This window comes from Spirosoma pomorum, from assembly GCF_054776615.1.
In genome coordinates this window covers 73,607-99,529 of sequence record NZ_BAAHBP010000029.1, presented here as the reverse complement: position 1 = coordinate 99,529, position 25,923 = coordinate 73,607, and the positions used below count along the sequence as shown (strand labels likewise).

Genomic DNA, 25,923 nt, shown 5'->3' with positions numbered 1-25,923 from the left:
ATACATGACCATTGCGTTTACCATTTGCTCCATCAATTACCTGGCTCAGGCGCGAACCCTGGGGGAATCATTACGTGTAACCAATCCGGACTACACCTATATTATTGGGTTGGTTGACAGACTTGATGGGGCCAACCTACCGGCTAATCTGGTACCCGACTTTCCAATGCTGGAGGTCGACAAGATTAATATCCCCGACTTTTCGGCTATGTGCGATCGGTATGATATTACCGAGCTTAACACGGCCGTGAAGCCCTTTTACATTGATTATCTCTACGAAACGTATCCGGAAGCAAACAGCGTGATCTATTTCGATCCGGATATCATCGTTTTTCAACCCTTAGAACAGCTCAACCAAGCACTCACGCACTACAGCCTGGTTTTGACACCCCACACCTGCTCACCAACGCCAGACTGGGAGCGACCTAACGAGCAGCATCATCTCAACACGGGTATCTTCAATCTGGGTTTTATCGGATTACGTAACGACGAGACGGCCCGAAGTTTTGTTAACTGGTGGAAAGATCGACTGGTGTACGAATGCCGAATCGACCTGTGTGCCGGACTGTTCGTCGACCAGCACTGGGTTAATTTTGCCCCAGTGTACTATGACAACGTACTGATCGATCAGCATTTAGGTTATAACGTAGCCTATTGGAATCTGCACGAGCGCCGGGTTTCAAAAAATGAGGCTGGGGAGTGGATCATCAGTCCGATGAACTTAAGTCAGCAGACCGGTCAGTTTCCACTTCAATTTTTTCACTTCAGCGGCTACAATCCGTACAAGCCGGACGAGATTTCAAAGTACCAGACGCGGTACACGTTTACGGATCGCCCGGATACTCGTCCGCTGTTTGATCTGTACCGGAGTCAGTTGATCCATCACCAGAATGATAAATACAGTCAGTATCCATGCGTATACATTAAACCGCCCGCTGTTTTACGCTACAAGCGCGTTCGGAAGGCACTTAAAGCGCCGTTTGAGCGCATCATTCATGCACTAGAGTCCCGATAATTATGGTCGTATCGCATCCAAAGGGGTCTAGTTTCCGAGCGCTCTGGACACACCGATATTATAAATACACGCACATAATTGGCAAATACCGCTCGTACGCAGCGAAGTACCGCCAATTACGTCGATTGAAAAATACCCTGGGTGGAAAGCCTTTAGTTGCTATTATCCTCTCCGAGCAGATGGGTGACATTATAGCCTGCGAACCCGTAGCGCGTGAAGTACGTCGGCGTCACCCGGATGGGCACATCATCTGGGTCGTGAAGGCAGCCTACGCCGAGCTGGTAAAATATCACCCGGACCTGAATGGCTATCTGATCGAGAAATGTCCCAGCGAACGCATGATGCTGATTCGATCAGGCATTTACGATCAGGTTTATAACCTGCACATTTCTCACCGAAAATGTAAATACTGCCCCGAAGATATCGTCAATCCCACCGCCGATGCCATCGATCTGACCTTCGACAATTATTACCACCGTGGGAATCTGCTTTACATGTTCTCCCAGGCGGCAGGACTACTGGCCCTGGATGAGCAACCTCGGATGTATATTCCGGACAGCGTCAAGCAGCAGATTAATGCGCTGAATCTCCCAACGGAGGCCATCGTCATTCACACCCAGTCCAGCCACATCGCGCGTGACTGGCCCGCCGACAACTGGAACCGGCTGGTTAGCTGGATGCTGGCGACCTACCCCAACCCGATTATTGAGGTAGGGATTCAACCCATGGTCACTGTCGATCATCCCCGCTTTATTAATCTATGCGGCCGGTTAAGTCTGTTGGAAACCGCAGAAGTCATCCGCCGGGCCCGGCTCTTTATCGGTATTGATAGCGGACCGGCTCACATGGCGAATGCTGGAAACACAGAGGGGATTCTCCTGCTGGGAAAACTTTTTGACTTTGTCGACTATATGCCCTATTCCGGCCGTTACAAACGGGGCGAGGGCGTTACGATCTTAAATAACTTCGACCAGCCCTGTGCTACTCTCCCTTATGACTGGGTAGAGAAGGCCGTACAGAAACATTTGGGCCATTCAGTATAAGTATGAAGCCAGCCTCACCGGTCAGCGTTGCCGTTGTTATACCCGCCTACAAAGAGCATCTGTCTGACTATGAACGCATTTCGCTAACGCAATGTCAGCGAATTCTGGGTCATTACCCCATCTACTTAGTCACTCCGCAGTCACTTGACGTTTCGGATTACAAGGAAATATGTCCAAATTTGCAGGTACGTTCGTTCGACAGCAGCTACTTTTCCAGCATTCAGTCTTATAATCGACTGATGGTGTCAGCGGAATTTTATCAGGCGTTTACGGACGTAGAATACATTCTGATTCACCAGTTGGATGCCTTCGTCTTTCAGGATGATCTGGCTGATTGGTGCCGTCGGGGGTACGATTATATCGGGGCTCCCTGGCTACGGGATCGCGATTATACGGGTAGACTCGACGAATTGTGGTTTACTGTGAAAAAGAAACTGGCGACGTTGGCTGGTCTTAAAAAGGTAGATGGGATAACTCCGCGTGAGATCATTAGCCTCAACAGCGTGGGAAATGGAGGTTTTTCATTACGTCGTGTGTCGTCGATGTTACAGTACCTCCCCCGTTACCAGCAGAAAATAGCTCAGTATGAGCAGTTTCAGCAGGACCAGTACAACGAAGATATTTTTTGGAGCATTGAAATAAATCGTTACTGGCCGAATTTACGTATTCCTTCCTATCGAAGAGCCCTCCATTTCGCCATCGAATTCTATCCACAATGGGCTGTTGAACATTACAATAACGGAAAACTTCCCTTCGGCTGTCACGCCTGGGACATTCATGGAACAGCCTACTGGCGACCTATTTTCGCCCGGTACGGCTACCAAATTTAATGTAGTAATGACGGAACCAGTCCGACCAACAATCTCAATTGCGCTGTGCACCTACAACGGGGAAACGTACCTTCCCACTCAGTGGCAGAGTCTACTCGACCAGCAGCAATATCCGGACGAAATTGTCATCTGCGATGATCGCTCCACCGACGGCACCGTGGCTCTGCTCCGGCAACTAGCTGCCGAAGCACCGTTCCCGGTGCGTATCCTGGAGAATCAAACGCAGTTGGGATATAATAAAAACTTTGAACAGGCTCTGTCGGAGTGCACCGGCGACCTGATTTTTATCTGCGATCAGGATGATTACTGGTTCCCGGAAAAAATCAACGCTATGACGAGTTACATGGTGGATCGTCCTGCCCTTCAGCTGGCTTTCTGCGATGCCTGGGTTACGGACGAGGAGTTAAAAGGACGCCAAATCCGGTTCTGGGAGCGCGTCAACTTCGACGCGAACGTACGCCAGCGCTGGAACGACGGTGAAACGATGGAAGTCATGCTGGACGGCAACCGGGTTATGGGCTGTGCATCGGTTTTACGCCGGAGCTTTTTGAAAACGGTTTTGCCAATTCCGGAAGCAATCCCTGGCTACATCTACGACGGCTGGCTGGCTCTGGTTGGAGCAGCCGATAATACGATCGCGTTTATTGACCAACCCCTCCAGTTGTATCGGACCCATGTCCAGCAACAGGTTGGCGTACGGGAGCAGCCTCCGCTGGAACAGATTCGCGTGCGAGATCGATTCGGACGGGATCGATCCAAAAAGCTGGCTCCTCTTTTAAAGAAAAAAGAACAGCTTGATGCCATAAATCAGCTTCTCTCCGCTCGCGTCGCCCGCAATGCACCGGGTTTAGTTCAGCTACGCCGTCGACTGGCGCATTTTACGATGCGCAGTTGTTTACCCCAGAATCGGTTTGCCCGCCTTGTCCCTATCCTCACGGGGCTAAGCCATGGCAATTACAACCGGTATGCAGAGGCAGCCGCGAACTGGTATGCCCCATATCTGGCTGCTTTTGGTGATCTTTTTGAATGAGTAAAGAAAGTCTTTTTCCAGCGTGTTACTAACGATCTGTACCATCCGCCAGTTGCCCCAGGCGTTGACATTAGGCAACAGCTTTTCTGAGTACGCCCCCCCGTCTGATGGTACCTCGCCGACGGTGTTAATTGGCCTCGTTGACGACCCCAGGCAACTTCCTACTGATTTTGTATCGCCTTATCCCATTCTGCCGGTAGCTGATATTCTAACTAAGGCCGAGTTACGCACGCTATCCGGTCTATACACACCAACGGAGTTTGCAGCCGCCTGCAAGCCCCGTTTCATCCAGGAGGCTTTCCAGCGGTATCCATCCGTTTCAACGCTACTGTACGCCGATCCGAATATTCGCTTTTACAGTTCCGTGGATTCTGTTTACTCGGAACTGGCAGACGCCAATATTCTACTGACCCCTTATATCACTCGAAAACAGACTGATCTGCTTGCTGACGGTCAACCAGCGTGGCCTGACGAGAAATTTTTTCAGAACATCGGCTTGTACAATTCCGATTTCCTGGCGTTACGTCGCTCAACCGAAACCAGCCGTTTTTTAGACTGGTGGCAGGATCGCACGCAACAGCGCGCTTATATCAACTATTGCGAAGGCTTGTGTATTGATCAGATCTGGCTGATGCATGTTCCTGTTTTTTTCAAGGGGGTAAAAGTAATAAAGCAGCTAAGCTGGAATCTGGCTCTTTGGAACCTGCCCGAACGGATCATCCGCCAGGCTGGTGCTGACTGGCTAGTGACTGGCGTGGGGGGCACTCACACCGAGTCCATCTGCTTTGCCAATTTCAAAGGCCTCTTCAACATGGATGAGGGCTTTTTCCCAAATCAAAATCGATTAATTCTGAGTGAACGCCCTTACGTGGTGGCTCTTCTAAACGAATACAAACGGCATGTTTCGTCCCAGGAACATACCATCCAGGCCCCCCCCGTGGCCTACGGACGCCAGGTATCGCCACTTGTCTTACGAGGTTGGCGCAAGACTACGGTTGAATCGTTGCGAGCCGTCGTCGATTTTATTGACCGATTACCGCTACCCGTATTCCGCTAATCGGGTGCCAGGACGAGTTGTCCAATAAAGTGGTACTTTTGCGGTTAAATGCCTTACCGGCAATTGCCAGAACCCAGTACTGGGTTTTTCTTTATGAAAGTCCTTTTCGACCATCAATGCTTTACGGGAGGAATGTACGGGGGGGTATCCCGCTACTTTTACGACCTGATGCGTTCCTTTACGCACATCCCGGACGTTGACTTTGATTTATCGCTGCTCCTGTCTAATAACGATTACCTGAATCGGGCCTCGTTCAGCAAGCATCTACGGTATCGCCGGTTTGCTCACACAAAACGGGTCAATCAGGCAGCATCGGCGTTGAACCGTATCAACAGCCTCCGGCAGATTAAAGCCGGTAATTTTGATGTTTTTCATCCAACGTATTACCACCGTTATTTTCTGGATACGATTGGCAAAAAACCATTCGTACTAACGTTCTATGATGCTGCCAGCGAACGCTACAAAGACCAGTACCCAGATCTGGGCGAAGGACTAACCCAGGTCAAACAGCAGTTACTCGACCGGGCTGACGCCGTTATTTCGATTTCCGACTTTACCAGCGAAGAATTACTTCGGTATTTTAAGGTAGATCCGGCCAAGATCAAAGTCGTCCATCTGGGTACAGAATTCAGTGAGCCCGCAATCAGGTCGGTTCGTCAACCCAAACCCGTCGATTTTCCCTACCTGCTTTTCGTGGGAAAACGGGAGTTATACAAGAACTTCAACGGGTTTTACCGCGCTATTCAGCCAGTCATGAAACGCCATCCGGATCTGCATCTGATCTGTGCGGGCGGTGGCACATTTACCCCAACTGAGCTGGCGACGTTCCAGGCAGCCGGCCTAAGCAATCGGACGCATTACCACCCGATTACCGATGCCAGTCTGATGGGACTCTATCAACACGCGTTAGCTTTCGTTTTTCCGTCGCTTAATGAAGGTTTTGGTATTCCGGTGCTGGAAGCCTTCAGCGGTAACTGCCCGGTCGTACTCAGCGATCGAACGTCGTTACCCGAAGTAGGTCAGGACGCTGCGTTATATTTTGATCCCGACGATGACGAATCAGTTGCCGATGCCATTGAGCGCGTAGTGACCGATGCGTCATTACGAGAATCGCTACGCCAGAAAGGCGATCTGCGCCTGCGCGATTTTTCCTGTGACAAAACGGCTCGGCAAACGCTGGAGGTCTACAAATCGCTCTGCTAACGATATGGCTACATCAACAGAATCGTTACGTACGTTCGTAACCCGACCTTACCAACCGAAGCTCAACGCCGACACGGCTAAGAAGTACCCTAAGTTAACCATCGTTACGCCCTCGTTTAATCAGGCTCATTATCTGGAACGGACGATCCTCAGTGTCTTGAACCAGCAGTACCCCAATCTGGAATACCTGATTATCGATGGTGGTTCAACGGATGGTACGCTGGAGATTATTAAGAAGTACGAACCGTATCTGGCGGGTTGGGTTAGCGAAAAAGACCGGGGTCAAACGGACGCCATCAACAAAGGCTTCCGAATGGCCACGGGCGACTATGTAGCCTTTCAAAACTCGGACGATGTTTTTGCTCCGAACGCACTGCACCGAGTTGCTCAGGCCTGGCAAAAGGACCAGAACATCGATGTTTTTTTCGGCGACATGTACATTACCGATGAGCAGGACGTTATTCTGGAAGAGCTACGGGCACCAGATTTCTGCGCGGAGTGTCAGGTATACGAGGGGATGCAGGTGTTCAACCAGGCGCTGTTCATCAAGCGAAGTCGGCTGGATCAGTTCGGCCTGCTTGATGAGAGCCTTCGGTTCGTGATTGATTACGAAATCGTAGCCCGGCTGGGCGTTCAGCCAGGCATGCGATTTCAGCATATCGACGGCTTCTGGGGCGGCTTCCGGGTGCAACCCGATGCTAAATCATCAACCATTGCCCATATAGGCCAACAGGAGCACCAGCAGGTGAAAGAAAAATACAAGCCCTTTCTCCGCTCGCGTTTGAGTGAGTCTTTCTGGTTACGGTACTGTCGCCTGCGTAAGTTGTTTACGTTCGTTTTACAGGGTAATTTTGGTTACGTGCGTCACCGGCTTCAACTCCGTCGCCGATCAGCGAGTCAATCGTAGTGCAGAACATGGCCATCAGGCCTGCATAGCATAAAGCAGCCATGAACAAGTTAATAAATTTAGTACGGACGCTCGACTACGCGAGATTGGTGCTTGGCATCTGTATTCTCGTTGACGGCTATCCGCTGATCTTCTTCTTTCGGGATGCGCTGAAGCTAGCTCCGGGAAGCACGGCCTTTACGGCTGTCGCTTTGGCAGCTGGGTTAGTGTTGATGGTTCCTTTTACGTTTCTGCGTCGGCTCTACCGGCCTAACGAAACGATGTTTTGGATGGGGGTTACCTTTATCCTGCTTTCCATCGCGTACATGTTTCTTTTCAACGGCGTACCTGGCTTTCAGGATACCGGAAAAGACATGATCTACTACGCCTACGCTTTGATTTTCTTTTTTCTACTGATCAATATTCCGAATGATGTAGTCCGGGTTTTCATTCCGGTCGTTGTGTTGTTCACGCTGGTCTCCAACCTTGGATTAATCTATTCGCTGATTACGAACCCAAACTGGGTCGTTGGTCAACGCGCGACGATCACACTAGGCGATGATGATTCGGGAGGAAACCCGCACGTATTTTCCCGGAATGCGTTTATGGGACTTATCGCCTGCGCAATATGGCTACTTCGCGCCCAGACACCAGTTCTTCTTAAGTTGTTTGCCTTGTTCGCGGGTGCGGTCAATTTAGCCATTCTGGTACTGACCCAGACTCGGTCGGCCATTGTGGCGCTGATTCTCGCCGTGATCTTCTTTGCGTACTTTAACGTTCGTCCCGCTCAAATCCGGGCTACCGTCCGAGGACTGGCAAAACCAATACCGATTGCGGTCATGGCCCTTGGCTTTGTTGCCCTGATCTTCTTCCTGCGTCGGTATTACGACACGTACGGTATTCTGTACGGCTACGTAATGAACTTCATGGAACGCAACCTGGAGAACGTATATGCCGTATTGGGTCTCAAAGCCCAGGGAGCTGCTTATACGGCTACGCTGGATGCGTCGGCGGCCAACCGATCCGTCAGTGCGACTTTCTTTTCAAACGTACTGGTCGGGCACATGCATATGCTTATCCTCGGCTTTGGCTACAAGTTTCTGTATCTGGACGTACCAGTTCTGGAAGCGCTTACCAACCAGGGGATCATTGGCTTCATTCTGTTCGGTGGCGTTAATTTGCTTTGCCTGTACCACGCCGTCCGGATTATGAGCTATAACCCCAATCCGCTCAGTGTCTTTCTGGCGTATTTTTTCATGTTGGTGCTGGTGCAGATTTTCACTAACGGCCGACCGTACGAAATCTCATTCTGGTTCCCGCTAGCCCTGATGACCCGTTTTCTGGGCGTTGAACATCTTTTCCCCGATCATCTCTCGGACGATGCTGTCCCAACCGTTGACGAAGAATTTGCCGTCGTTCCTAAACCGGCTTAGACGGTACCGACACGGTTTTATTTATGCGCATTTTAATTGTTCACAACATACTTTGGGCGCATTACAAGTCCACTGTTTTTCAGGCCCTACAACGGCTAGTCTATACCAAGGCAGATCTTACCCTCAAAGTTCTTCAAATTGCCCGTAACGAACGTTCCCGGGCGGGATTAGAACACCTGGCGGATAAGCATACACCTACGTATCAATACGAGTATTTGTTACTCTTTGACCGATTTCTCGAAGACGTCACGCTACGCGAGCGGCTGACGGAGCTTTGGCAACAGGCCAGGACTTTTCGACCAGACGTGATTACCCTAACGGGCTACTATGATCCAGCTCAATTGCTTCTGCTTCTCTGGGCCAAACGCAAGGGTATCCGGGTAGTGATGCAGATCGAAAGCACCGCTGCCGACCACCAGCGACGGGGAATAAAGGAGCGTTTCAAGCAGTGGGTGTTTAGTCAATGCGATGGATTCTTCTGCTTCGGCAGTCAATCGGCCAATTACCTGCTTCAGTTGGGCGTTCCTGAACGTAAAATTCTGTTGCGCAAGAATGCCGTCGATAACGACGTGTTAGCCTCGGCTTACCAGCAAGCGTTAGTGACCCGGCAAGAGCGCCAGCAGCAACTTGGCTTACGCCCCAACAATTTTATTTTTGTTGGTCGGCTAATTGGCTTCAAGAACCTACCCGCCTTATTGCAGTCGTTTGCGGCTGCCCGGCAGCAGACCACTCACTCGTCGGACTGGGGTCTGTTGATACTAGGCGAGGGAGAGGAACTAGCTACGTTGACTACTCAGCGAGAGACGCTTGGGTTAACGGATGCCGTTACCTTTTTACCCGGTCAGCCGTGGTTCCGGGTACCAGAGATGCTGGCGCTGAGCAATGTACTGGTCTTGCCCAGTACCTCAGAGCCATGGGGGTTAGTTGTCAACGAGGCCATGGCCTGTGGTCTGCCCGTGATTGTGTCGAATCGGTGCGGCTGCGTGGCTGATTTAGTTGATGATGGAAAAACTGGCTTTGTTTTTGATCCGACTCAGCCAGATGAGCTAACGCAGCAGCTACGTCAATTTATGGACGGGCGTGTTGACGTAGCCCGACTAAGTCAGGCAGCCAAAGAACGTATCGCCCACTATTCCCCTGCCGCCGTGGCGGGAGAAATGCTGGCGGGCTTTACGAAAATCACTTCAGCTTAATTTCTTTTCGCGGCATTTATGCGCATTCTTGATATCTGTGCCTACACTTGGCAGGCAGGCGGTCCACCGAAAATCATCTTCGATCATACGCAGGTTGCCCTTCGCCACGGCCATCAGGTCGATATTCTGAGTCCGTATTCACCCGGCGAAACACCTTATCCCGTTCCCGAAGGGGCCCGCTTAATTCTCTGCAAACGCACGCCGATTATCAGCCGTTTTTTCCGGGAAGTCTCGGGAGAGTTATACCAGTATCTGAAGCAGCACATTCACGAATACGATATTGTTCACTGTCATGGTTTATGGCACTTTGGTACGTTAGCGCCGTTCATGCTGGACAATAAAGTTCCGAAAGCGGTCACCATTCACGGGGTGCTGGATCGCTGGGCGTACAACAATAACAACTGGAAAAAGAATATCATCGATAAGCTGGCTCAAAAAGCTTACCTGCGTCGGGCTAGTCTGGTCCAGATCAACAACACCGACGAACGCGAAGACTTGTTACGTTACCTGGGCGAGCAGCATCCGAACGTCGTCATCATCCCCAACGGGGTCAAGATGAGCGATTTCATTCAGCTACCGCCAACGGGTACGTTCCGGCAGAAGTTCAATATTCCCATCGACAAGAAGCTGGTCCTCTTCATGAGTCGGCTCAATAGTAAGAAAGGACTGGATCTGTTACTGCCCGCCTTTCGGGACTATGTAAAGGATCACCCTAATGCAGTCCTGGTACTAGCTGGTTCGGATGACGGTTACGAAGCGACGGCCCGTACCTTTGTTGAGCAGCACAACCTGAGTGATTCAATCCGGCTGGTTGGCATACTGACTGGCGACGACAAAAAATCCGCCCTGGCCGACGCCGACCTATTTACCCTTCCCTCCTATTCCGAAGGGTTTTCGATGGCGGTACTCGAAGCGATGGCCGCTGGTATTCCCGCGCTCGTGTCGGACCGAGTTGGCTTTGGCGAAGCTATTCGTGAGCACGAAGCTGCCGGACTAGTCGAACTGAACCCCGAAAGTGTCAGAGCTGGTCTGGAACGAATGCTGAGTAACGATGCCCTCCGGCAACAAATGAGCCAGAACGCTACAAACCTGCTGAAAACGCAGTATGACATTGACATCGTAGCGAAACGGTTACTGGACACTTATGAACTGGTATTACGCAACAAGCGATAGTTTTCCGACCTGACTGCGTTCAATAGCTTCCCGGTACGCGTCGGACAGTTTATTGGCCAGTACGTCAATATCGCATTGTTCGTCAATCATTCGCTGCGCATTTTTCCCTAATTGATCCCCTTTCTCTGGATTGGTGAGCAAATACGTCAGTCCATCGTACACTGACTGTTCGGTTGGCTCGCATAAATGCGCAGCTTCGTACTGACGAATGTAATCGCCGAAGCCAACGTGTTCCGTTAGTAAAGTCGGAAGGCCAGCGGCCAGTGCTTCAAGGGCGGCAATAGCAAAGCTTTCTGAATAGGTAGGCAACGTAAATAGATCAGCGTCCACAAAAGCAGCCAGCTTTTGTTCTTTGATCAACATGCCGGGTAAGGTTACACACGCCTGAAGCTTATTCTTCTGAATGTATTGCTCAATCTCAGTAAGATAGCCGTCATCAGGACCGGCTAATACAAGATGTATATCATCCCGCTCTGCCTTCAATCTAGCAAAAGCAGGCAGCAGCCTATCCAATCCTTTCTTTACGTTCAATCGACTCAGAAATAGGATAACTTTTTTATCCTGACCAATCCCAAATGCTTTTCTAAACGAACCGCGAACAGGTAAATTTTTAAATTCAGCAGGTCGCAAACCATTCGGAATGATTGTTACGTGCGGGCGGGTATGTCCTAGATACCGTTTTACGTCTTCGACTTCGGACTGGTTATTGACATGAACAGCGGCCGTATTAGCGGTCCACTGACGTTGACCCAACCAGGACATCAGTTGTTTTTTCCAGTGTCCCTGCTTCATGGCCCATTGATCGAGCAAACCATGCGTTGTCATCAGTTTGGGCGGGGTCAATCCGAGAGCGTACGGCGCTACACTGCCAAAGTGCCAGAGCCCATGCACATGAATCAGATCAAACCCGTTCCCGTGACTTTTCAGGTAGCGCCAAAGATCAATGGAAAACTCGGGGAAGAAGCGACTAAACCAATGACGCGGTACAGGTATAACCGTTACACCAGGAGCAGTATCATAAACAATATCGTTCGGCGAAACAGGAGTTAGGATTGTAATTTCGTGGCCATTGGCGGCATGAACGCGGGTGTGATCAAAAATCATTTTGGCCGGTCCGCCTATGGCCCATGTATAGGCGCAGATGTGTAGTATTTTCATCTAAGGTACAGAAACAAGTAAAAAATAGTACTTGAATTAGTAGTTGTTTATGAACGAGAGATAATTAGGTCTGATGGAAGATGAATAAGCCTCACAAGGCCGATTACATTACTGAAATTTCACTGAGGCAAAGTTACGATGAGAAGTAAGTCAGCACGTTTCTGATTGAGACAGATTCTTTTCTGATTTGGACAGTTTTTGGTCAGCCTCGTAACACAATCCAAAAAATAATGCGGTGACGAGCTATTAGTCTCCTGCTTGACGTTGCCTGGTGTAATGGTTCCCCACTGTGTAGAAAAGCAACACTGACATTTTTTCCCCCATAAAAAAAGTTATAATATTGCGTTATTTATTGGACTTTATAACGGCGACCCGAATAGTACGTTGTACTTAGTAAAGTAGCTGTTTGTCAGGTCCTTCTCGCAGACTTTGCTCCCGAATCCATGGCCGACGTATCGGTTATTATTCTGACCTTCAACGAAGAAAAACACATTGCCCGGTGTCTCAAGAGTTTACAGCTCTTCACTGACAAGATATTTATTGTTGATTCGTTTTCGACTGATCAAACGGTCGACATTGCCCGGTCGATGGGGGCCGTCGTCGTTCAAAATCCATGGGTCAACTACGCCACCCAGTACAATTTTGGCATTGCCCATACCCCCTTTCAGACAAGCTGGCTGATGCGGATGGACGCCGATGAGTACGTCCTGCCCGAGCTAGCCAATGAGATCAACCAAAAACTGGCAACGCTCCCCGCTGACGTAGCTGGTATTCACGTCAAACGGCGGGTTATGTTTTTCGACCGCTGGATGCGACACGGTGCTTACTACCCCATCTGGTTAATGCGGCTCTGGCGACGGGGTCAAGGGTTATGTGAAGAACTCTGGATGGATGAACATATCAAACTGTCCGAATCCAAGGGGCAAGCCGCCAAAACTATTCAGTTTGAGCATGACCTGGTCGATCATAACCTGAACAACCTGACCTGGTGGACGCAGAAGCACAACCTCTACGCCATTCGGGAGGTCATTGACCTGCTAAACATCAAGTACAATTTTGACGACGTGGAGCGGGTTGAACCAAACCTGTTCGGAGCGCAGGACCAGCGAACACGCTATTTGAAAATGAAATACGCATCGCTCCCCCTGTTTACCCGACCCATCCTGTATTTCCTGTACCGCTATATCGGGCGGTTAGGTTTTCTGGACGGTCGGCCCGGCCTGATCTGGCATTTTTTGCAGGGGCTCTGGTACCGTTTTCTCGTTGACGCCAAACTGTTCGAAGCATACTTCCACGCGGGGCGGGACAAGGAAGCGCTGATTCAATATTTTCAGCAGCAGTACGGAAAAAACCTGAGACCAGCTCCGGCCCACTCTACCGATAAAACAGCCAACCGTGAACGTATCAATGACTAGTATGTCCGGTATTCAGGAAGGGAAAACAGATTTCTCTCGCTACAACATCGACTGGTATAAACCAGGTCCGCGCTGGAAGATCGTGCTCTGGTTTTTGGTCAATGCGGTGGTCATCAAAACCTATTTACCCATTCCCGTTTCGGTCAAACGGTGGGTGCTACGTTTGTTTGGTGCTCAACTTGGGCAGGGCGTTGTTATCAAACCGGGCGTGAGTATAAAGTACCCCTGGTTGCTTAAAACGGGCGATCACGTCTGGATCGGTGAGCAGGTCTGGATTGATAACTTGAGCGAGGTTGTGATTGGCAGTCATGTCTGTCTTTCGCAGGGGGCTCTGATCCTGACGGGCAACCACGATTACCGGCAGCCTACGTTCGATCTGACCACCCGCCCCATTACGCTGGAAGACGGCGTCTGGATTGGAGCGAAAGCGGTGGTATGCGCGGGAGTAACCTGTCATTCCCACTCGGTACTAGCTGTCAACTCGGTCGCTTCGCGGTCTTTGAAACCCTATGGTATCTACCAAGGCAATCCCGCCGTCTTCGTCCGGCAACGTCACATCAACGCATGAAAGTATCTCTCATTACTGTTGTCTACAACGGCGCTGCACATATTCGGGACTGTATCGAGTCGATTCTGACACAGACGTATCAGGACATAGAGTACATCGTTATTGATGGCAACTCAACCGACGGAACCGTTGACATAGTCCGGTCGTATGGCACCAAAATTGCCAAGTTTATTTCAGAACCGGACAAAGGCTTATATGATGCCATGAACAAGGGGATTGGTATGGCTACCGGCGACGTGATTGGTATTCTCAATGCGGATGATTTTTACCGACATGAGCGGGTAATCGAGAATATGGTAGCTACGTTTGAGCGCACGGGCAGCGACGCTGTTTACGGCGATCTGCTGTATGTCGACCGAGTTAACCCGCAGCAGATAAAGCGATACTGGCGCTCGGGACAATTCAGTGGCAATAATTTCCTTTGGGGCTGGATGCCGGGCCACCCGACATTTTTTGCCAAGCGGTGGTTGTACGAAACATACGGTCTCTTCCGGCTTGATATGAAGAGTGCCGCTGATTACGAACTGATGTTACGTTTTGTGCACAAGCATAAGACCAAACTGGGGTACATGAATGAGATCACCATTGTCATGCGGGCTGGTGGCATCAGCAATAGCACGCTTAAAAACCGCCTGCGGGCTAACAACGAAGACCGGCTGGCCTGGGAATTGAACGAACTTAAACCCTATTTCTTTACCCTTTGGCTGAAGCCACTACGTAAGCTGGGGCAGTTTATTACGAAACCCCGGACGTAAACAGCAGGAAGCCGCCCCCAGGAAAAGGTACCGTTTAATCAAATTACTCTTGTATACCGTAGTAAACCATTGACTTTTACACCCGTCCGCTCGTCACTATAGCCATCCGATCAAGTTGGCCACTCCACAAACCGAAGCAGGACACTCGGTACGGTATACAAGCTACTAAACCGCTATTGTATGAATCTTGACTTACTCGTTGCTTTTCTGCAGCATAAATTCGACGACGAGCTGTTTACCCTGGGCCTTTACCAGTGTATTCTCTCGTTTCTGGTCGCCTGCTTCGTTGCCGTCATTTCGATTCCGGTAATCATCAAAATTTCTGAGTTGAAGTCCCTGATGGAAAAGCCTGGCGAACGTCGTGCCCACACTACCCCAACTCCAACGTTTGGCGGCATCGCGATCTACGCCGGTATCCTGATTGCTTATTTTTTGTGGCCTAGCATTGACCAGACGGATGTTTATCGCACGACGCTCTCCGTGGCGGGTATGACAATCCTGTTTTTTATTGGTATCAAAGATGACCTGGTGGGTATCGACCCAAATAAGAAGATTCTGTTTCAGGTCATGGCAGCCCTGATTCTGATTTTCTTTGGTGACCTACGCGTTGATTACTTATACGGCATTATGGGTTTTCACCATATTCCGCCCTTTTTCAGCATCATCCTCACCTGCTTCATCTTTATCGCGCTGACCAATGCCCTCAACCTGATCGACGGCATCGATGGCCTGGCAGGTGGCATCGCCATGATTGCCAGCGTTACGTTCGGGGCCTGGTTCCTGCTCACCAACCATTTTGCCATGGCTAGCCTGGCCTTTACGTTGGCGGGTGCCCTGATTGGTTTTCTGCGGTTCAATTTTTCGAACACCAGCAAGATTTTCATGGGGAATACGGGCTCGCTGATTCTGGGCTTTCTACTGGCGTTTTTTGCGGTGCGGTTTGTTAACCTGAACGTGTCGTTCCGCTACGAGCCAACGGCTTTTTTCAACGCACCGATCATCGCCATCGTCATTCTGATTATTCCTATTTTTGACACGTTACGTGTATTTCTGGTACGGATTCTCTCCGGTCGTTCGCCTTTCTCTGCCGATCGAAATCACATGCACCACATCTTGCTGGACAGTGGTCTATCGCACATTCAGACAACCGTCGTTTTGTGTGGGACGTCATTAGTCAATACGGTACTGTTTTTTTTACTTCACCGCAACATTACGAACACACAGTCGCTATTTATTCTGGCCGCTTTGTTCGGGCTTTATATGCTCACAAGCTTTGGTCTCAAAATGCGGATTATGTACCTCACGACTCATCCGCGTCGGCGCCGGGCGATTCTGCGTCGGGAACTCCAGAATGGAATTTCAGGCCGCCGGATTGTTGATTACTTGTAAGCAATAGGATCTCTATTCACAAGCCCGCCGGATTAGTCCGACGGGCTTTTTCATTGATCATCATGTGAGTAAGAAAACTGGAACGGAACCCGACCGGCTGATTTTTTGTAATTTTGCGGAATACAACAATGACTGTGAAAAAAGTTGCTTTCTATACACTCGGCTGTAAGCTGAATTTTTCCGAAACCTCAACCCTGGCCCGTCTAATGGAGGACCAGGGGTATGAGCGGGTAGAATTCAATCAGCAGCCCGATATCTTCATCATCAACACCTGCTCCGTAACCGACAATGCCGACAAGAAATGCCGGAAGATTGTTCGGGAAGCGCAGAAGATAAACCCGGATGGCTACGTAGCTATTCTGGGCTGTTACGCTCAACTCAAGCCCAAAGAAATCTCTGAGATTCCGGGGGTAGATGCGGTGCTGGGGGCAGCGGAGAAATTCCGTCTGGTCGAACTGATGCCAACCTTTGAAAAGGTCCAAAGCGGTCAGCACGCCCGGATTTTCAATTCACCCATCGAACATGCCATCGAGTACCACGCGTCGTACTCGCTCAACGACCGGACACGGACTTTTTTGAAAGTGCAGGATGGCTGTGACTACCCCTGCGCGTATTGCACCATTCCGCTGGCGCGGGGTAAAAGTCGGTCGGATACGGTAGCAAACGTGGTGCGGGCAGCCCGTGAGATAGCCGGACGGGGGCGGGCCACAGGTGCGGTCAAGGAGATCGTACTGACGGGAGTCAACATCGGCGATTTTGGTCTGATCGATGGCATCCGTCACGAAACGTTCTTTGATCTGGTGAAAGCACTGGACGGGGTAGACGGTATCGAACGGTTTCGGATTTCCAGCATTGAGCCGAATCTACTCACCGACGAAATTATTGCGTTTGTCGCGCAGTCCAAACGCTTCGTTCCTCATTTTCACATTCCTCTTCAGTCGGGTAGCAACCGCGTGCTTGGCCTGATGCGCCGTCGGTATAAGCGAGAACTCTACGCCGATCGGGTGGCAAAAATAAAGGAACTCATGCCCCACGCCTGCATTGGCGTCGACGTCATTGTGGGTCATCCCGGTGAAACCGACACGGAGTTCAAAGAGACGTATATGTTTCTGAACGAACTGCCAATTTCTTACCTGCACGTCTTTACGTATTCCGAACGACCTAATACTACCGCCTTATTGATCAAGCCGGTGGTACCGGGCCATGTCCGGGCTGAACGCTCGAAGATGCTCCATATTCTATCGGACAAGAAACGACGGGCTTTCTACGAAACCCAGCTTGGCCGCAAGGCTACGGTTCTGTTCGAAGAGGATGTAGACGATGGTATGATGCAGGGTTTTACCGAAAACTATGTTCGTGTCGTAGCCAAATACGATCCGCTCTTGATCAATGAAATTATGGAGGTTCAATTGGCAGACATCAATGCCGATGGGCTGGTTAACGTAACAGAAGTACCCCAAGCCGTAGCGGCTTTGGCTCAATAATCAGCCTGTCGAGTAACGCGGCTCAAGCAGGCATTTCTTAGGAACAAAAACGGCGACAGAACCAAATTTTGGTTCTGTCGCCGTTTTTGTTCTCTCAAAAAGGAAACCGCCCCTAAAAGGAGCGGCTCCGTGAGTACAACAAAACCACAGTAAAACTGCCTAGCTTTCATGCCGAACAGGGTTACCTGTGGCTCTGTCGTTGTTTCTTAGATTATGCTTCAATCAGGAATTCATCGTGCTGGCTGATGTCCAGACCTTGTTGCTCGTCTTCGTCCGTCACCCGTAGTGGCAGAATCAGATCCGTAACTTTCAGGATCAGAAACGACATAACAAACGCGAACACCGATACGCCAACTAACGCAATCATGTGGTTGATGAACAGCGTCGTCTGACCAAACGCCAGTCCTTCACTGCCTTCGGCAACGGCAGAGTTAACACCATGACTGGCAAATATCCCCGTCATGACCATACCTACCATACCGCCAACACCGTGGCAGGGAAATACGTCCAGCGTATCGTCCAGCGTTGATTTAGAACGTAGGTGAGCAACCCCGTTTGATACCATAGCGGCAACCGTACCGATAAAGATCGAGGTAGGTACAGTTACAAAACCAGCGGCAGGCGTAATCGCTACCAGCCCGACGACAGCACCAATACAGAAACCAAGGGCTGATACCTTCTTCCCGCGGGCAGCGTCGAATAGTACCCAGGCCAGACCAGCGGCCGCAGCAGCCGTGTTTGTCGTAGCAAAAGCCGACGCAGCCAGTGGCGTTGCGCCTACGGCAGAGCCCGCGTTGAAGCCAAACCAGCCAAACCAAAGTAGGCCCGTACCCAGTAAAACAAATGGAATGTTAGCTGGTGGGAAGTAGCTTGCTTCCAGATGCGACCGCCGACGTTTCAGGTAAAGCGCGCCCGCCAGGGCAGCCCAGCCAGCCGACATGTGAACAACCGTTCCACCCGCGAAGTCAAGCACCCCTAACTTGAACAGAATTCCTTCTGGATGCCAGGTCATGTGAGCCAGTGGGGCGTATACAAATAAGCTAAACAGTATCATGAACAGTACGTACGACCGGAAGTTGATCCGCTCGGCCATCGAACCCGTTACGAGTGCGGGCGTAATAACCGCAAACTTCAACTGGAAGAACGCAAATACGACCAGGGGGATAGTAGCAGCCAGCGACCAGGGCTTACCATCCAGTACACCTTTAAACATGAAGTGATCCATTGGATTACCGATGAAACCACCAATCGACGTACCAAACGCCAGGCTGAAACCAACCACGACCCACAGAACGCTAATCACCCCCATGGCGATAAAGCTTTGCAGCATGGTCGAGATAACGTTTTTGTTATTCACCATACCACCGTAGAAATACGCCAGACCGGGCGTCATCAGCAATACGAGCGCTGTAGCAACGAGCATCCAGGCCGTATCACCCGAGTTAATACCTTCCGTCACAATTTGTGTCGGAACAGCAGGCATCAACACAGCCGCAATGCTGATAACCAGCAATATGGCTAAAGGAATGTACGTAGGTTTTTGCATGATAATTAAGGTTTTTTGTTGTACTGAATTATTGAAAACTAGGTTGTGAAAAAGAGAAATTTAAAACTTGAAGATAGCCGCCATACCCAGGGTTGCCTGCGATGGGGTCAGCGACCCATCACCCTTTTCGAACTTATCAGCCGAGTAGCTGTCGATTCGTAGTTCTGGCTTCAGCAGTACGTGGGCATCGGCCATGGTGATATTGCCTGTGATTGTGATTGAGTTGACACTTGCTCCGTTACCGGCCGCGTCGGTTAGCCCCCGCACACCACTTTTGTTATCGAACACCTCGTACCGGGCGCCCAGGCCAAACTTGTCCGTAAAGGCATAGTTTGAATAAACGGCCACCCCGCCCCAGGTCCGGGTAGATGATGGACCACCGGCTCCCTGGTAGTCACCTTTCTGAGCGCCCCGCGCGGCATTCAGTCCCAGAAAGAATTTTTCGGTAACCTGATACGTCGTCGTCAGGTCGAACAGGGAGTAGCTCGCATTGCTGGCCGGTACACCCGTTATGTCCTTTGAGGCTTCGTTTGATACAATCCCGTTCAGATAAACATTCCAGCCGGAAACGGGTGCGAAGAAGAACTGGCCGATTACCCCTTTCTTCTTGTTGTTGTCGACAATGTTATCGACGTTATTGACCAGACCCAGCATCAGATACGCCCGGTCGCTGAACACGTACTGCCCTTTCAAGCCAATGTGGTAGAACGGACCGTTGTTAAACAGGTTGGACAACGAGTAATTGTAATTGACGGGAGCATCAATTACCTCATAGCCGATGTGCGTACCGAATTGCCCCGCCGTGAATGTCAGTTTATTTGTTGCTTTGAACGTAATATAGGCCTGCTTAATCGCGAGTGCCGTTGAGCCGGGTGTTCCCAGCAGTGCTACGTTATTGCCGTAATTGCCCAGATCGGCAAATGGACCAAACGCCAGATCGAAAACGGCGTCTACTTTGTCGGCTGTGTAAGCAGCTTTGGCCTGCACCAGCCCAATTCCAAACTGACCAGACCGTTGATCGAACGCCCGAGCGTTCGGTGCCCCGTTGGCATTTAGCCCAAGATTGGACTGACTTGATGGATTATTGAAATTTCCGAAGTAATACGTATCCATATAGCCGGAAAAAGTAAACTTACCCGGCGTAACACTGGTTGAATCTTGAGCTACTGTCTCATAACCAATAAGCAAAGAACTAACTAGTAAAATTAATTTTTTCATAGGTATAATTTGGCGGTTACAAAGCAAGGTTGTACTTCATTTCGCGACAAATTTTACCACAGAATTTTTATGACACAAGAGAGGTTTTTAAACAAATATGGCAAAATACCGTTTAATATGCATTTTAGTTAAATCATGATATTTTATTCCAAATAAATACTATTATAAATTATACTTTCGGCAAATTAGTTGAAGGTTTTGGGTCTTTATTTCATATGAATAATGACTCCAGTAGTAAAATGAAAACATTAGCTCATTTTACTAATTTCATATCTAGAGAGCAACGAATAAAAAAAGCCCGCTCAGGATGTCCTGAGCGGGCTTTTTACGTGTAAGTATTTCTTACTGACCTTACGCTTCAGCGTGCAGCCACGCTTTCTTGGCTAAGAGTGTATCTTCGTCTTCTTTGTGTTCCGGATCGGGAACACAGCAGTCAACCGGGCATACGGCCGCGCACTGCGGCTCTTCGTGAAAGCCCATACATTCGGTACATTTATCAGCAACGATATAATAAAATTCGTCGGAAACAGGCGCTTGGGGCGACTTGCCGTCAACTACTGTACCGTCGCCGAAATCGACTTCGGTGAGTTCAGTACCGCCACTCCATGTCCATTCTACACCACCTTCATAGATGGCGGTGTTTGGGCATTCGGGTTCGCAGGCACCACAGTTGATGCACTCGTCGGTGATCATGATTGCCATGAGCAGAACAGATTTATAGGCTGTAAATTTTTATCCTCTTGATAGGGACAACAAATATAACTATTTAAAGGTTGGGGGCAAACTAAATTTTATTCCGGTCGGTTGGGTAAATAAATAACATTATCTTTTTAGATGTTGCAATCAGAGCGCCTGCAAACGTTCGTTGCGCTGGGAGATTATCTGCGTTCGGTAGATACCCGGCCAGAACTGGAGGAAATTGCCCACCGGGCTTATCTCAAAAATAATTGGTTTACACCCGAAAACGTTTTACGAGCCCTTCAGGCTATCGCAACTGAGTTTCTAACGGCAGACAAACTGGCGACCTGGACTCAGGCGTATTCTCCCGCCGAACCTGCCCACCCTAAAACAATTGGCGTCGTAATGGCGGGCAATATACCCGCCGTTGGTTTCCACGACATGCTCTGTGTGTTGATGAGCGGCCATAAGCTGCTGGCTAAGCTGAGTGCCCAGGATTTTGTACTAATCCATTTTTTAATACAAAAATTAAAGGAGATCAATCCTTCTTTTGAGCCACTGATTGAGGAAGCCGAACGGTTAAATAAGGCAGATGCCTATATCGCTACCGGCAGCAACAACACAGCCCGCTATTTCGATTACTATTTTGGCAAGAAGCCGCACATCATCCGACGTAACCGAACCTCGGTGGGTATTCTGTTAGGCGAAGAAGACGAACATGCGTTTACCAGTCTCGGTCATGATATTTCGGACTACTATGGATTAGGCTGCCGGAACGTGTCGACAATCCTGGTACCAGAAGAGTATGATTTTACGCCCCTGTTACGTACGCTGGAGCCGAATGTCAGTACGTACCTGAACAACCATAAATATCAGAATAACTACGATTACAATAAATCTATTTATCTGATCAATGCCGTACCGCATTATGACAACGGTTATCTACTCCTGACTGAGAGCGACGGGTTAGTTTCGCCAATCTCCGTCCTGTATTACCAGACGTACAAGACTCAGGAAGATGCTGCAATCTGGCTGGCTGAACGCGCCGACCGGATTCAGATTGTAGCCTCGGCAAAGTCCAGCTCCGGTCAGGGCTGGTATCCAGGGAGTGTTCCCTTTGGGCAAACCCAGTTTCCAGGCTTATCTGACTACGCCGACGGCGTGGACACGATGGCGTTTCTGACGAAGGTGTAGAAAAAAGGAGGAAAGGGAGGAGGGAGGAAAGGAGAAAGTGATTAGACCCCCGCTTCTCCTTTCCTCCCTCCTCCCTTTCCTCCTTTTTAAATAAATATTTGCAACGTTTCGGGGAGGAGTGGGTTGCTGCTTACTTTCAAGTTGACGAGCGTCGATAGGCTGGGCGCGAAGAAATAGGCCCCTCCTTTCATGTGCACAAAATCAGCAAACGCGAACGGTTTCGTTGGCTGCGCTTGTCCCCAAGTTGTGGGCCATTGCTGCGGTTGAACGGCACCTGTGTGTTGCCCAATGACGGGGTCGATCCCGGTTCCGGGATTGACGAAGTTGGGTTCGTTGGCCCAATGGCGCTGCATAAACTCAAACTGACCAGCTTCGAACTGCTCACCCAAATTCGCGACAAAGCACATAAACAGCAGGCCGTACCCATCCCCTTTCGTTGGAAAGTGGGCCGGATCGAAATCACCATCGGGCAGTCGGACCCGGGCCGCTTTTTCGAACGGAATGCCCCGCCGAACCAACCGTTTTGCTTTGTTGAAAGCTACGCCAGCTCCGTCTGAGCGTGGATTCGTTTTGCGAATGTGCGCGTGAAACGGACACTTACCGCCATCATCGCCCGCGTACGTAAAGTTGTTTGGTACTTTATCCTTGCTAATAGTTTCCAGGGCATCTTTGGCAGACGTGACGGGCGTTCCATCTTCAAAACGACCAACCACCAGGGCACCCGCTCGTTCGGTGTCATCGCCCGTAAAGCCTAAAGTAGTGGCAAGCTCTCCTTCCCGCTTCTTGAAATTTTTCACGTCCTGTTCCAGCTTTCGGAAAACGAAATAGCTCCCGAAGGCTCCGGTCTTTCCAGGGTCGGGTACCAAAGCCAAGTTCAAAGGAGCTCCAGGATGCCAGTTGGTATGGCCAATTTTACCGGCCTCGTCGTCAATATCTTTTTTAAAGAAAAGCGGCTGGCTCACTCCATCGGCATAGCCGTTGTGCTCGACGCCATTGCCGGCTGCGTTCCGTATACCTTTTCCGGGTTCTTCCCGAAGCGGAATTGCCAGGTTTTTCAGCGAAATAATGATGGCTCGTTTCAACGCCCGGACCAGCTGCGGACTATCATCGCCAATCAGAATCAGCGCGTGAATATCTGCGTCGTAGCCAGGATCCCATGTGCTGCTGTCGGGGTCTGATAAGAGCGTCTTTGACGCTTTCATTCCTTTACGAAAAGACGGGTCTGCTGGAACTTTAGCATCCGGCACTCCCAGGTATTTGTAGCCGCTGGCCGTCAGAAACAGATTAACGAACATTCCCGCCGACACCTTATTGGTCTTGAAGAAGTCTGTCTGTTCCATCTGCTTTTTCGCCGACGTAACGAATACGCGCGTAAAGGCCGACAGCCAGTCTTTTACCAGCGCCTGTCGCCCGGCAGAGAACTTAATAAACAGATTGATGGTGTGGTCCCGACCATGACCTTTGAGAATGTTCCCCTGTAAATCGGCTAGCATGGCGGGAAACTCACCAGCACCAGGATCAATGTTTGTGGCAGTTAATGAAATAGGCATGAAAGAGTTTGGGTTAGCAGTTAATAACTACCTGAAAACTAACTCTATGCGCTCTCATGCCTGATTAATCACTGAGCAAACGGCAACTCACTTGAGGGAACGGCAGAATAACCTAATTTACTGATCTACAGACCATTACTGGAACATAGTATCACACAGTAATCTAACCGTCTATTCCTTTTCCTTCCTTTTCTTCTTTTCTTCCTTTTATTGATAGACCCGTACATAGTCCACTTCCATCCGTTGCGGCCATATGCTTTCGTCAATGCCTTTCTGACCGCCCCAGTTGCCCCCTACAGCTATGTTCAGCAGTAAATAGAACGGCTGGTCAAACGGCCATTGCGCTTCGGCATTACCTAGGGTAGCTTTCTGGACGGAGTAATATTTTTTATCATCGACGTAAAAATCGATCTGATCAGCGGTCCAGTTGATGGCGTAGGTATGAAACTCGGTCGTTACGTCCTTGACAGGAACAGAGCCCCCCTTTTCCGTTTTTTTGACGTGGTTATAAGCTTCAGAATGGATCGTTCCGTGCACAACGCCCTCATCATAACCGACGTGCTCCATGATATCGATTTCACCCCCCAGCGGCCAGCCCACGCGCGACAGATTTGTCCCCAACATCCAGATGGCCGGCCAGGTGCCGATGCCTTTGGGCAGTTTAGCACGGGCTTCAATCCGTCCGTATTGCCAGCTTTGTTTTCCCTTGGTAGTGAGACGGGCCGAACTGTAGTTATTACTTTGGTACGCTTCTTTACGTGCTTCAATAATAAGCTTTCCGTTTTCGACACGGGCATTCTCGGGACGACGGCTGGTGTAAAACTGCTTCTCGTTATTTCCCCAACCGTTGCCGCCTGTTTCGTATGCCCATTTCGTTGAGTCGGGCAACCCCGCCCGATCAAACTCATCCGACCAGACCAGCTTACGGTCGCCCGGACTCGTTGATACACTCTGCGACAACGTAACGTCTGTGGCCTGACAGCGTAGACTCAGTCCCAGCATCAGCACACTTAGTACGACTATATTTTTCATAACTCCGCTTTTCGCACTTTCGCTCATTATCTCTTTCGCTCTTTATTTCCCAAATGCCCACGTCAGAAAGTCGGGCATCACGCGACTCCAGGTTTCCTGATCGTGCTTTCCGCCTACGACTTCTACGTAACGAATATCAGTCGGGCCACCATATTGATCGTAATGGTACCCTTTCTTTCTTAATTCCTCAATCAGATCCAACGTATCGTCGATGGCATCGATAATACCGTTGTTATTCCGGTCACTGGTTTCGTCATAGGTACCCGCTTCGAACCAGAATTTTAGATTCTTGCTATAGGATCCTTTACGTACCAGATCATGCATGATGCGATCCGTTTCGTCGCGGTAGCCAGCTTCGGTACTTTTGCTTCGCCACCAGAGCGAGCCAGAAAATACGCCCGCCCGGCTAAACCGGTCCGGATGATGAAACACCAGATCCAGCGCCGATAGCCCACCCAATGAAAATCCCGCGAACACGGCCGCTTCGGGACTGCTGCTGACCGGGTAATGCTCCTGTACGTAGGGCAACAGCTCCGTCAGGACAAAGTCCGTGTACAGGGCCGCTTTACTCCCCCGATGCATATAATCTGCCTGAGCGGCCGTTCCGTACTCCTGAATTCGATCGCCCGCATGAATAGCCACCAGAACAAAGGGACGGACCGCCTGCTCGCTGTACAGCGAGTCTAGGACCTCAGTCATGCGTAACCGCTCCAGATCCTGCCCATCATTCAGATAAAGGACCGGCAGGCGATCCTGGGGCAAGCCTTCTTGCGGCAGGCGATCCTGCGGCAGGCGATCCTGTGACAGACGTTCCTGCCGCAACGAAGAATAACCAGGGGGCAGAATAATATCCAGATGTACGGTGCGCTGAAGCGGAACGGAGAAGAGCGAATCGTCACGCAGCACGGTAACGTTCGTCGACAGACTATAAGGAGAGGCCGGTATTGAGTCAGCCATAAGCAGAAAAAATGTCAGCAGTAAACAAATCACAACTCGCAAAATAGGCTTTTTTCGGCGCATCCGTATTGTCCTCTTTGTCGTTCCATTTGATTTACTCTATTTTCAGCCAAGTT

At 50.1% G+C, this 25,923-nt stretch carries 23 protein-coding genes; 16 read left to right on the top strand and 7 right to left on the bottom strand.

The window, feature by feature from the left end; translation table 11 throughout:
* Positions 1-4 precede the first annotated feature (4 nt).
* From ACYVAD_RS17920 to ACYVAD_RS17875, 10 genes are all read left to right on the top strand, one after another.
* Positions 5-1,015, top strand: coding sequence for a glycosyltransferase family protein (locus ACYVAD_RS17920; protein WP_461140893.1), 1,011 nt, complete (start codon positions 5-7; stop codon positions 1,013-1,015).
* 2 nt (positions 1,016-1,017) lie between these two features.
* Complete coding sequence (locus tag ACYVAD_RS17915) at positions 1,018-2,058, top strand: glycosyltransferase family 9 protein (protein WP_461140892.1); 1,041 nt, start codon at positions 1,018-1,020, stop codon at positions 2,056-2,058.
* 2 nt (positions 2,059-2,060) lie between these two features.
* Positions 2,061-2,888, top strand: coding sequence for a DUF5672 family protein (locus ACYVAD_RS17910; RefSeq protein ID WP_461140891.1), 828 nt, complete (start codon positions 2,061-2,063; stop codon positions 2,886-2,888).
* Positions 2,836-3,918: a glycosyltransferase gene (locus ACYVAD_RS17905; protein WP_461140890.1), complete on the top strand. Its 1,083-nt coding sequence runs from the start codon at positions 2,836-2,838 to the stop codon at positions 3,916-3,918. Before ACYVAD_RS17910 ends, ACYVAD_RS17905 begins: the two co-directional genes overlap by 53 nt.
* 22 nt (positions 3,919-3,940) lie before the next feature.
* Positions 3,941-4,975, top strand: a complete 1,035-nt coding sequence (locus tag ACYVAD_RS17900; RefSeq protein ID WP_461140889.1) for a hypothetical protein — start codon at positions 3,941-3,943, stop codon at positions 4,973-4,975.
* Positions 4,976-5,068: 93 nt separating this feature from the next.
* Complete coding sequence (locus ACYVAD_RS17895) at positions 5,069-6,178, top strand: glycosyltransferase family 4 protein (RefSeq protein WP_461140888.1); 1,110 nt, start codon at positions 5,069-5,071, stop codon at positions 6,176-6,178.
* A 4-nt stretch (positions 6,179-6,182) separates the two neighbouring features.
* Entirely contained in the window at positions 6,183-7,085 is a 903-nt protein-coding gene (locus tag ACYVAD_RS17890) for a glycosyltransferase family 2 protein (RefSeq protein WP_461140887.1), read from the top strand.
* Positions 7,086-7,126: 41 nt separating this feature from the next.
* Positions 7,127-8,497 carry an O-antigen ligase family protein gene (locus ACYVAD_RS17885; RefSeq protein WP_461140886.1) on the top strand — a complete coding sequence of 457 codons (1,371 nt, stop codon included), beginning with the start codon at positions 7,127-7,129 and terminating at the stop codon, positions 8,495-8,497.
* A 23-nt stretch (positions 8,498-8,520) separates the two neighbouring features.
* On the top strand, positions 8,521-9,690 hold the full coding sequence (locus ACYVAD_RS17880) for a glycosyltransferase family 4 protein (RefSeq protein ID WP_461140885.1): 1,170 nt from the start codon (positions 8,521-8,523) through the stop codon (positions 9,688-9,690).
* An 18-nt stretch (positions 9,691-9,708) separates the two neighbouring features.
* A complete protein-coding gene (locus ACYVAD_RS17875; RefSeq protein WP_461140884.1) occupies positions 9,709-10,863 on the top strand; it encodes a glycosyltransferase in 1,155 nt (384 codons plus the stop codon).
* Here ACYVAD_RS17875 and ACYVAD_RS17870 read toward each other — a convergent pair.
* Positions 10,846-12,021 carry a glycosyltransferase gene (locus ACYVAD_RS17870; protein WP_461140883.1) on the bottom strand — a complete coding sequence of 392 codons (1,176 nt, stop codon included), beginning with the start codon at positions 12,019-12,021 and terminating at the stop codon, positions 10,846-10,848. The two genes, ACYVAD_RS17875 and ACYVAD_RS17870, sit on opposite strands and share 18 nt — an antisense overlap.
* Positions 12,022-12,464: 443 nt before the next feature.
* Here ACYVAD_RS17870 and ACYVAD_RS17865 point away from each other — a divergent pair, with 443 nt between their 5' ends.
* The 5 genes from ACYVAD_RS17865 to mtaB all read left to right on the top strand — a co-directional run bounded on the left by ACYVAD_RS17865 (position 12,465) and on the right by mtaB (position 17,632).
* A complete protein-coding gene (locus ACYVAD_RS17865) occupies positions 12,465-13,436 on the top strand; it encodes a glycosyltransferase family 2 protein (protein ID WP_461140882.1) in 972 nt (323 codons plus the stop codon).
* A 1-nt stretch (position 13,437) separates the two neighbouring features.
* Positions 13,438-14,004, top strand: a complete 567-nt coding sequence (locus ACYVAD_RS17860) for a WcaF family extracellular polysaccharide biosynthesis acetyltransferase (protein WP_461141150.1) — start codon at positions 13,438-13,440, stop codon at positions 14,002-14,004.
* Positions 14,001-14,759, top strand: coding sequence for a glycosyltransferase family 2 protein (locus tag ACYVAD_RS17855; RefSeq protein WP_461140881.1), 759 nt, complete (start codon positions 14,001-14,003; stop codon positions 14,757-14,759). The genes ACYVAD_RS17860 and ACYVAD_RS17855 overlap by 4 nt, the downstream gene beginning before the upstream one ends.
* A gap of 180 nt (positions 14,760-14,939) precedes the next feature.
* Positions 14,940-16,148 carry a glycosyltransferase family 4 protein gene (locus ACYVAD_RS17850; RefSeq protein ID WP_461140880.1) on the top strand — a complete coding sequence of 403 codons (1,209 nt, stop codon included), beginning with the start codon at positions 14,940-14,942 and terminating at the stop codon, positions 16,146-16,148.
* 128 nt (positions 16,149-16,276) lie between these two features.
* The gene (gene mtaB / locus ACYVAD_RS17845) at positions 16,277-17,632 is read left to right on the top strand and encodes a tRNA (N(6)-L-threonylcarbamoyladenosine(37)-C(2))-methylthiotransferase MtaB (RefSeq protein ID WP_461140879.1); all 1,356 of its coding nucleotides are present in this window, start codon (positions 16,277-16,279) and stop codon (positions 17,630-17,632) included.
* Positions 17,633-17,843: 211 nt separating this feature from the next.
* Here mtaB and ACYVAD_RS17840 read toward each other — a convergent pair whose 3' ends face one another.
* The 3 genes from ACYVAD_RS17840 to ACYVAD_RS17830 form a co-directional block, all read right to left on the bottom strand.
* Positions 17,844-19,178, bottom strand: a complete 1,335-nt coding sequence (locus ACYVAD_RS17840; RefSeq protein ID WP_461140878.1) for an ammonium transporter — start codon at positions 19,176-19,178, stop codon at positions 17,844-17,846.
* 60 nt (positions 19,179-19,238) lie between these two features.
* Positions 19,239-20,396 carry a porin gene (locus tag ACYVAD_RS17835; protein WP_461140877.1) on the bottom strand — a complete coding sequence of 386 codons (1,158 nt, stop codon included), beginning with the start codon at positions 20,394-20,396 and terminating at the stop codon, positions 19,239-19,241.
* 351 nt (positions 20,397-20,747) lie between these two features.
* A complete protein-coding gene (locus ACYVAD_RS17830) occupies positions 20,748-21,098 on the bottom strand; it encodes a 4Fe-4S dicluster domain-containing protein (protein ID WP_461140876.1) in 351 nt (116 codons plus the stop codon).
* Positions 21,099-21,230: 132 nt separating this feature from the next.
* Between ACYVAD_RS17830 and ACYVAD_RS17825 the strand changes: the two genes are divergently transcribed.
* Positions 21,231-22,268, top strand: a complete 1,038-nt coding sequence (locus tag ACYVAD_RS17825; protein ID WP_461140875.1) for an acyl-CoA reductase — start codon at positions 21,231-21,233, stop codon at positions 22,266-22,268.
* A gap of 86 nt (positions 22,269-22,354) precedes the next feature.
* Here the strand turns inward: ACYVAD_RS17825 and ACYVAD_RS17820 are convergent, their stop codons facing one another.
* The 3 genes from ACYVAD_RS17820 to ACYVAD_RS17810 all read right to left on the bottom strand — a co-directional run bounded on the left by ACYVAD_RS17820 (position 22,355) and on the right by ACYVAD_RS17810 (position 25,807).
* A complete protein-coding gene (locus tag ACYVAD_RS17820) occupies positions 22,355-23,818 on the bottom strand; it encodes a Dyp-type peroxidase (protein WP_461140874.1) in 1,464 nt (487 codons plus the stop codon).
* Between the two features lie 207 nt (positions 23,819-24,025).
* The gene (locus ACYVAD_RS17815) at positions 24,026-24,850 is read right to left on the bottom strand and encodes a glycoside hydrolase family 16 protein (RefSeq protein WP_461140873.1); all 825 of its coding nucleotides are present in this window, start codon (positions 24,848-24,850) and stop codon (positions 24,026-24,028) included.
* A 42-nt stretch (positions 24,851-24,892) separates the two neighbouring features.
* A complete protein-coding gene (locus tag ACYVAD_RS17810) occupies positions 24,893-25,807 on the bottom strand; it encodes an alpha/beta hydrolase (protein WP_461140872.1) in 915 nt (304 codons plus the stop codon).
* Positions 25,808-25,923 lie beyond the last annotated feature (116 nt).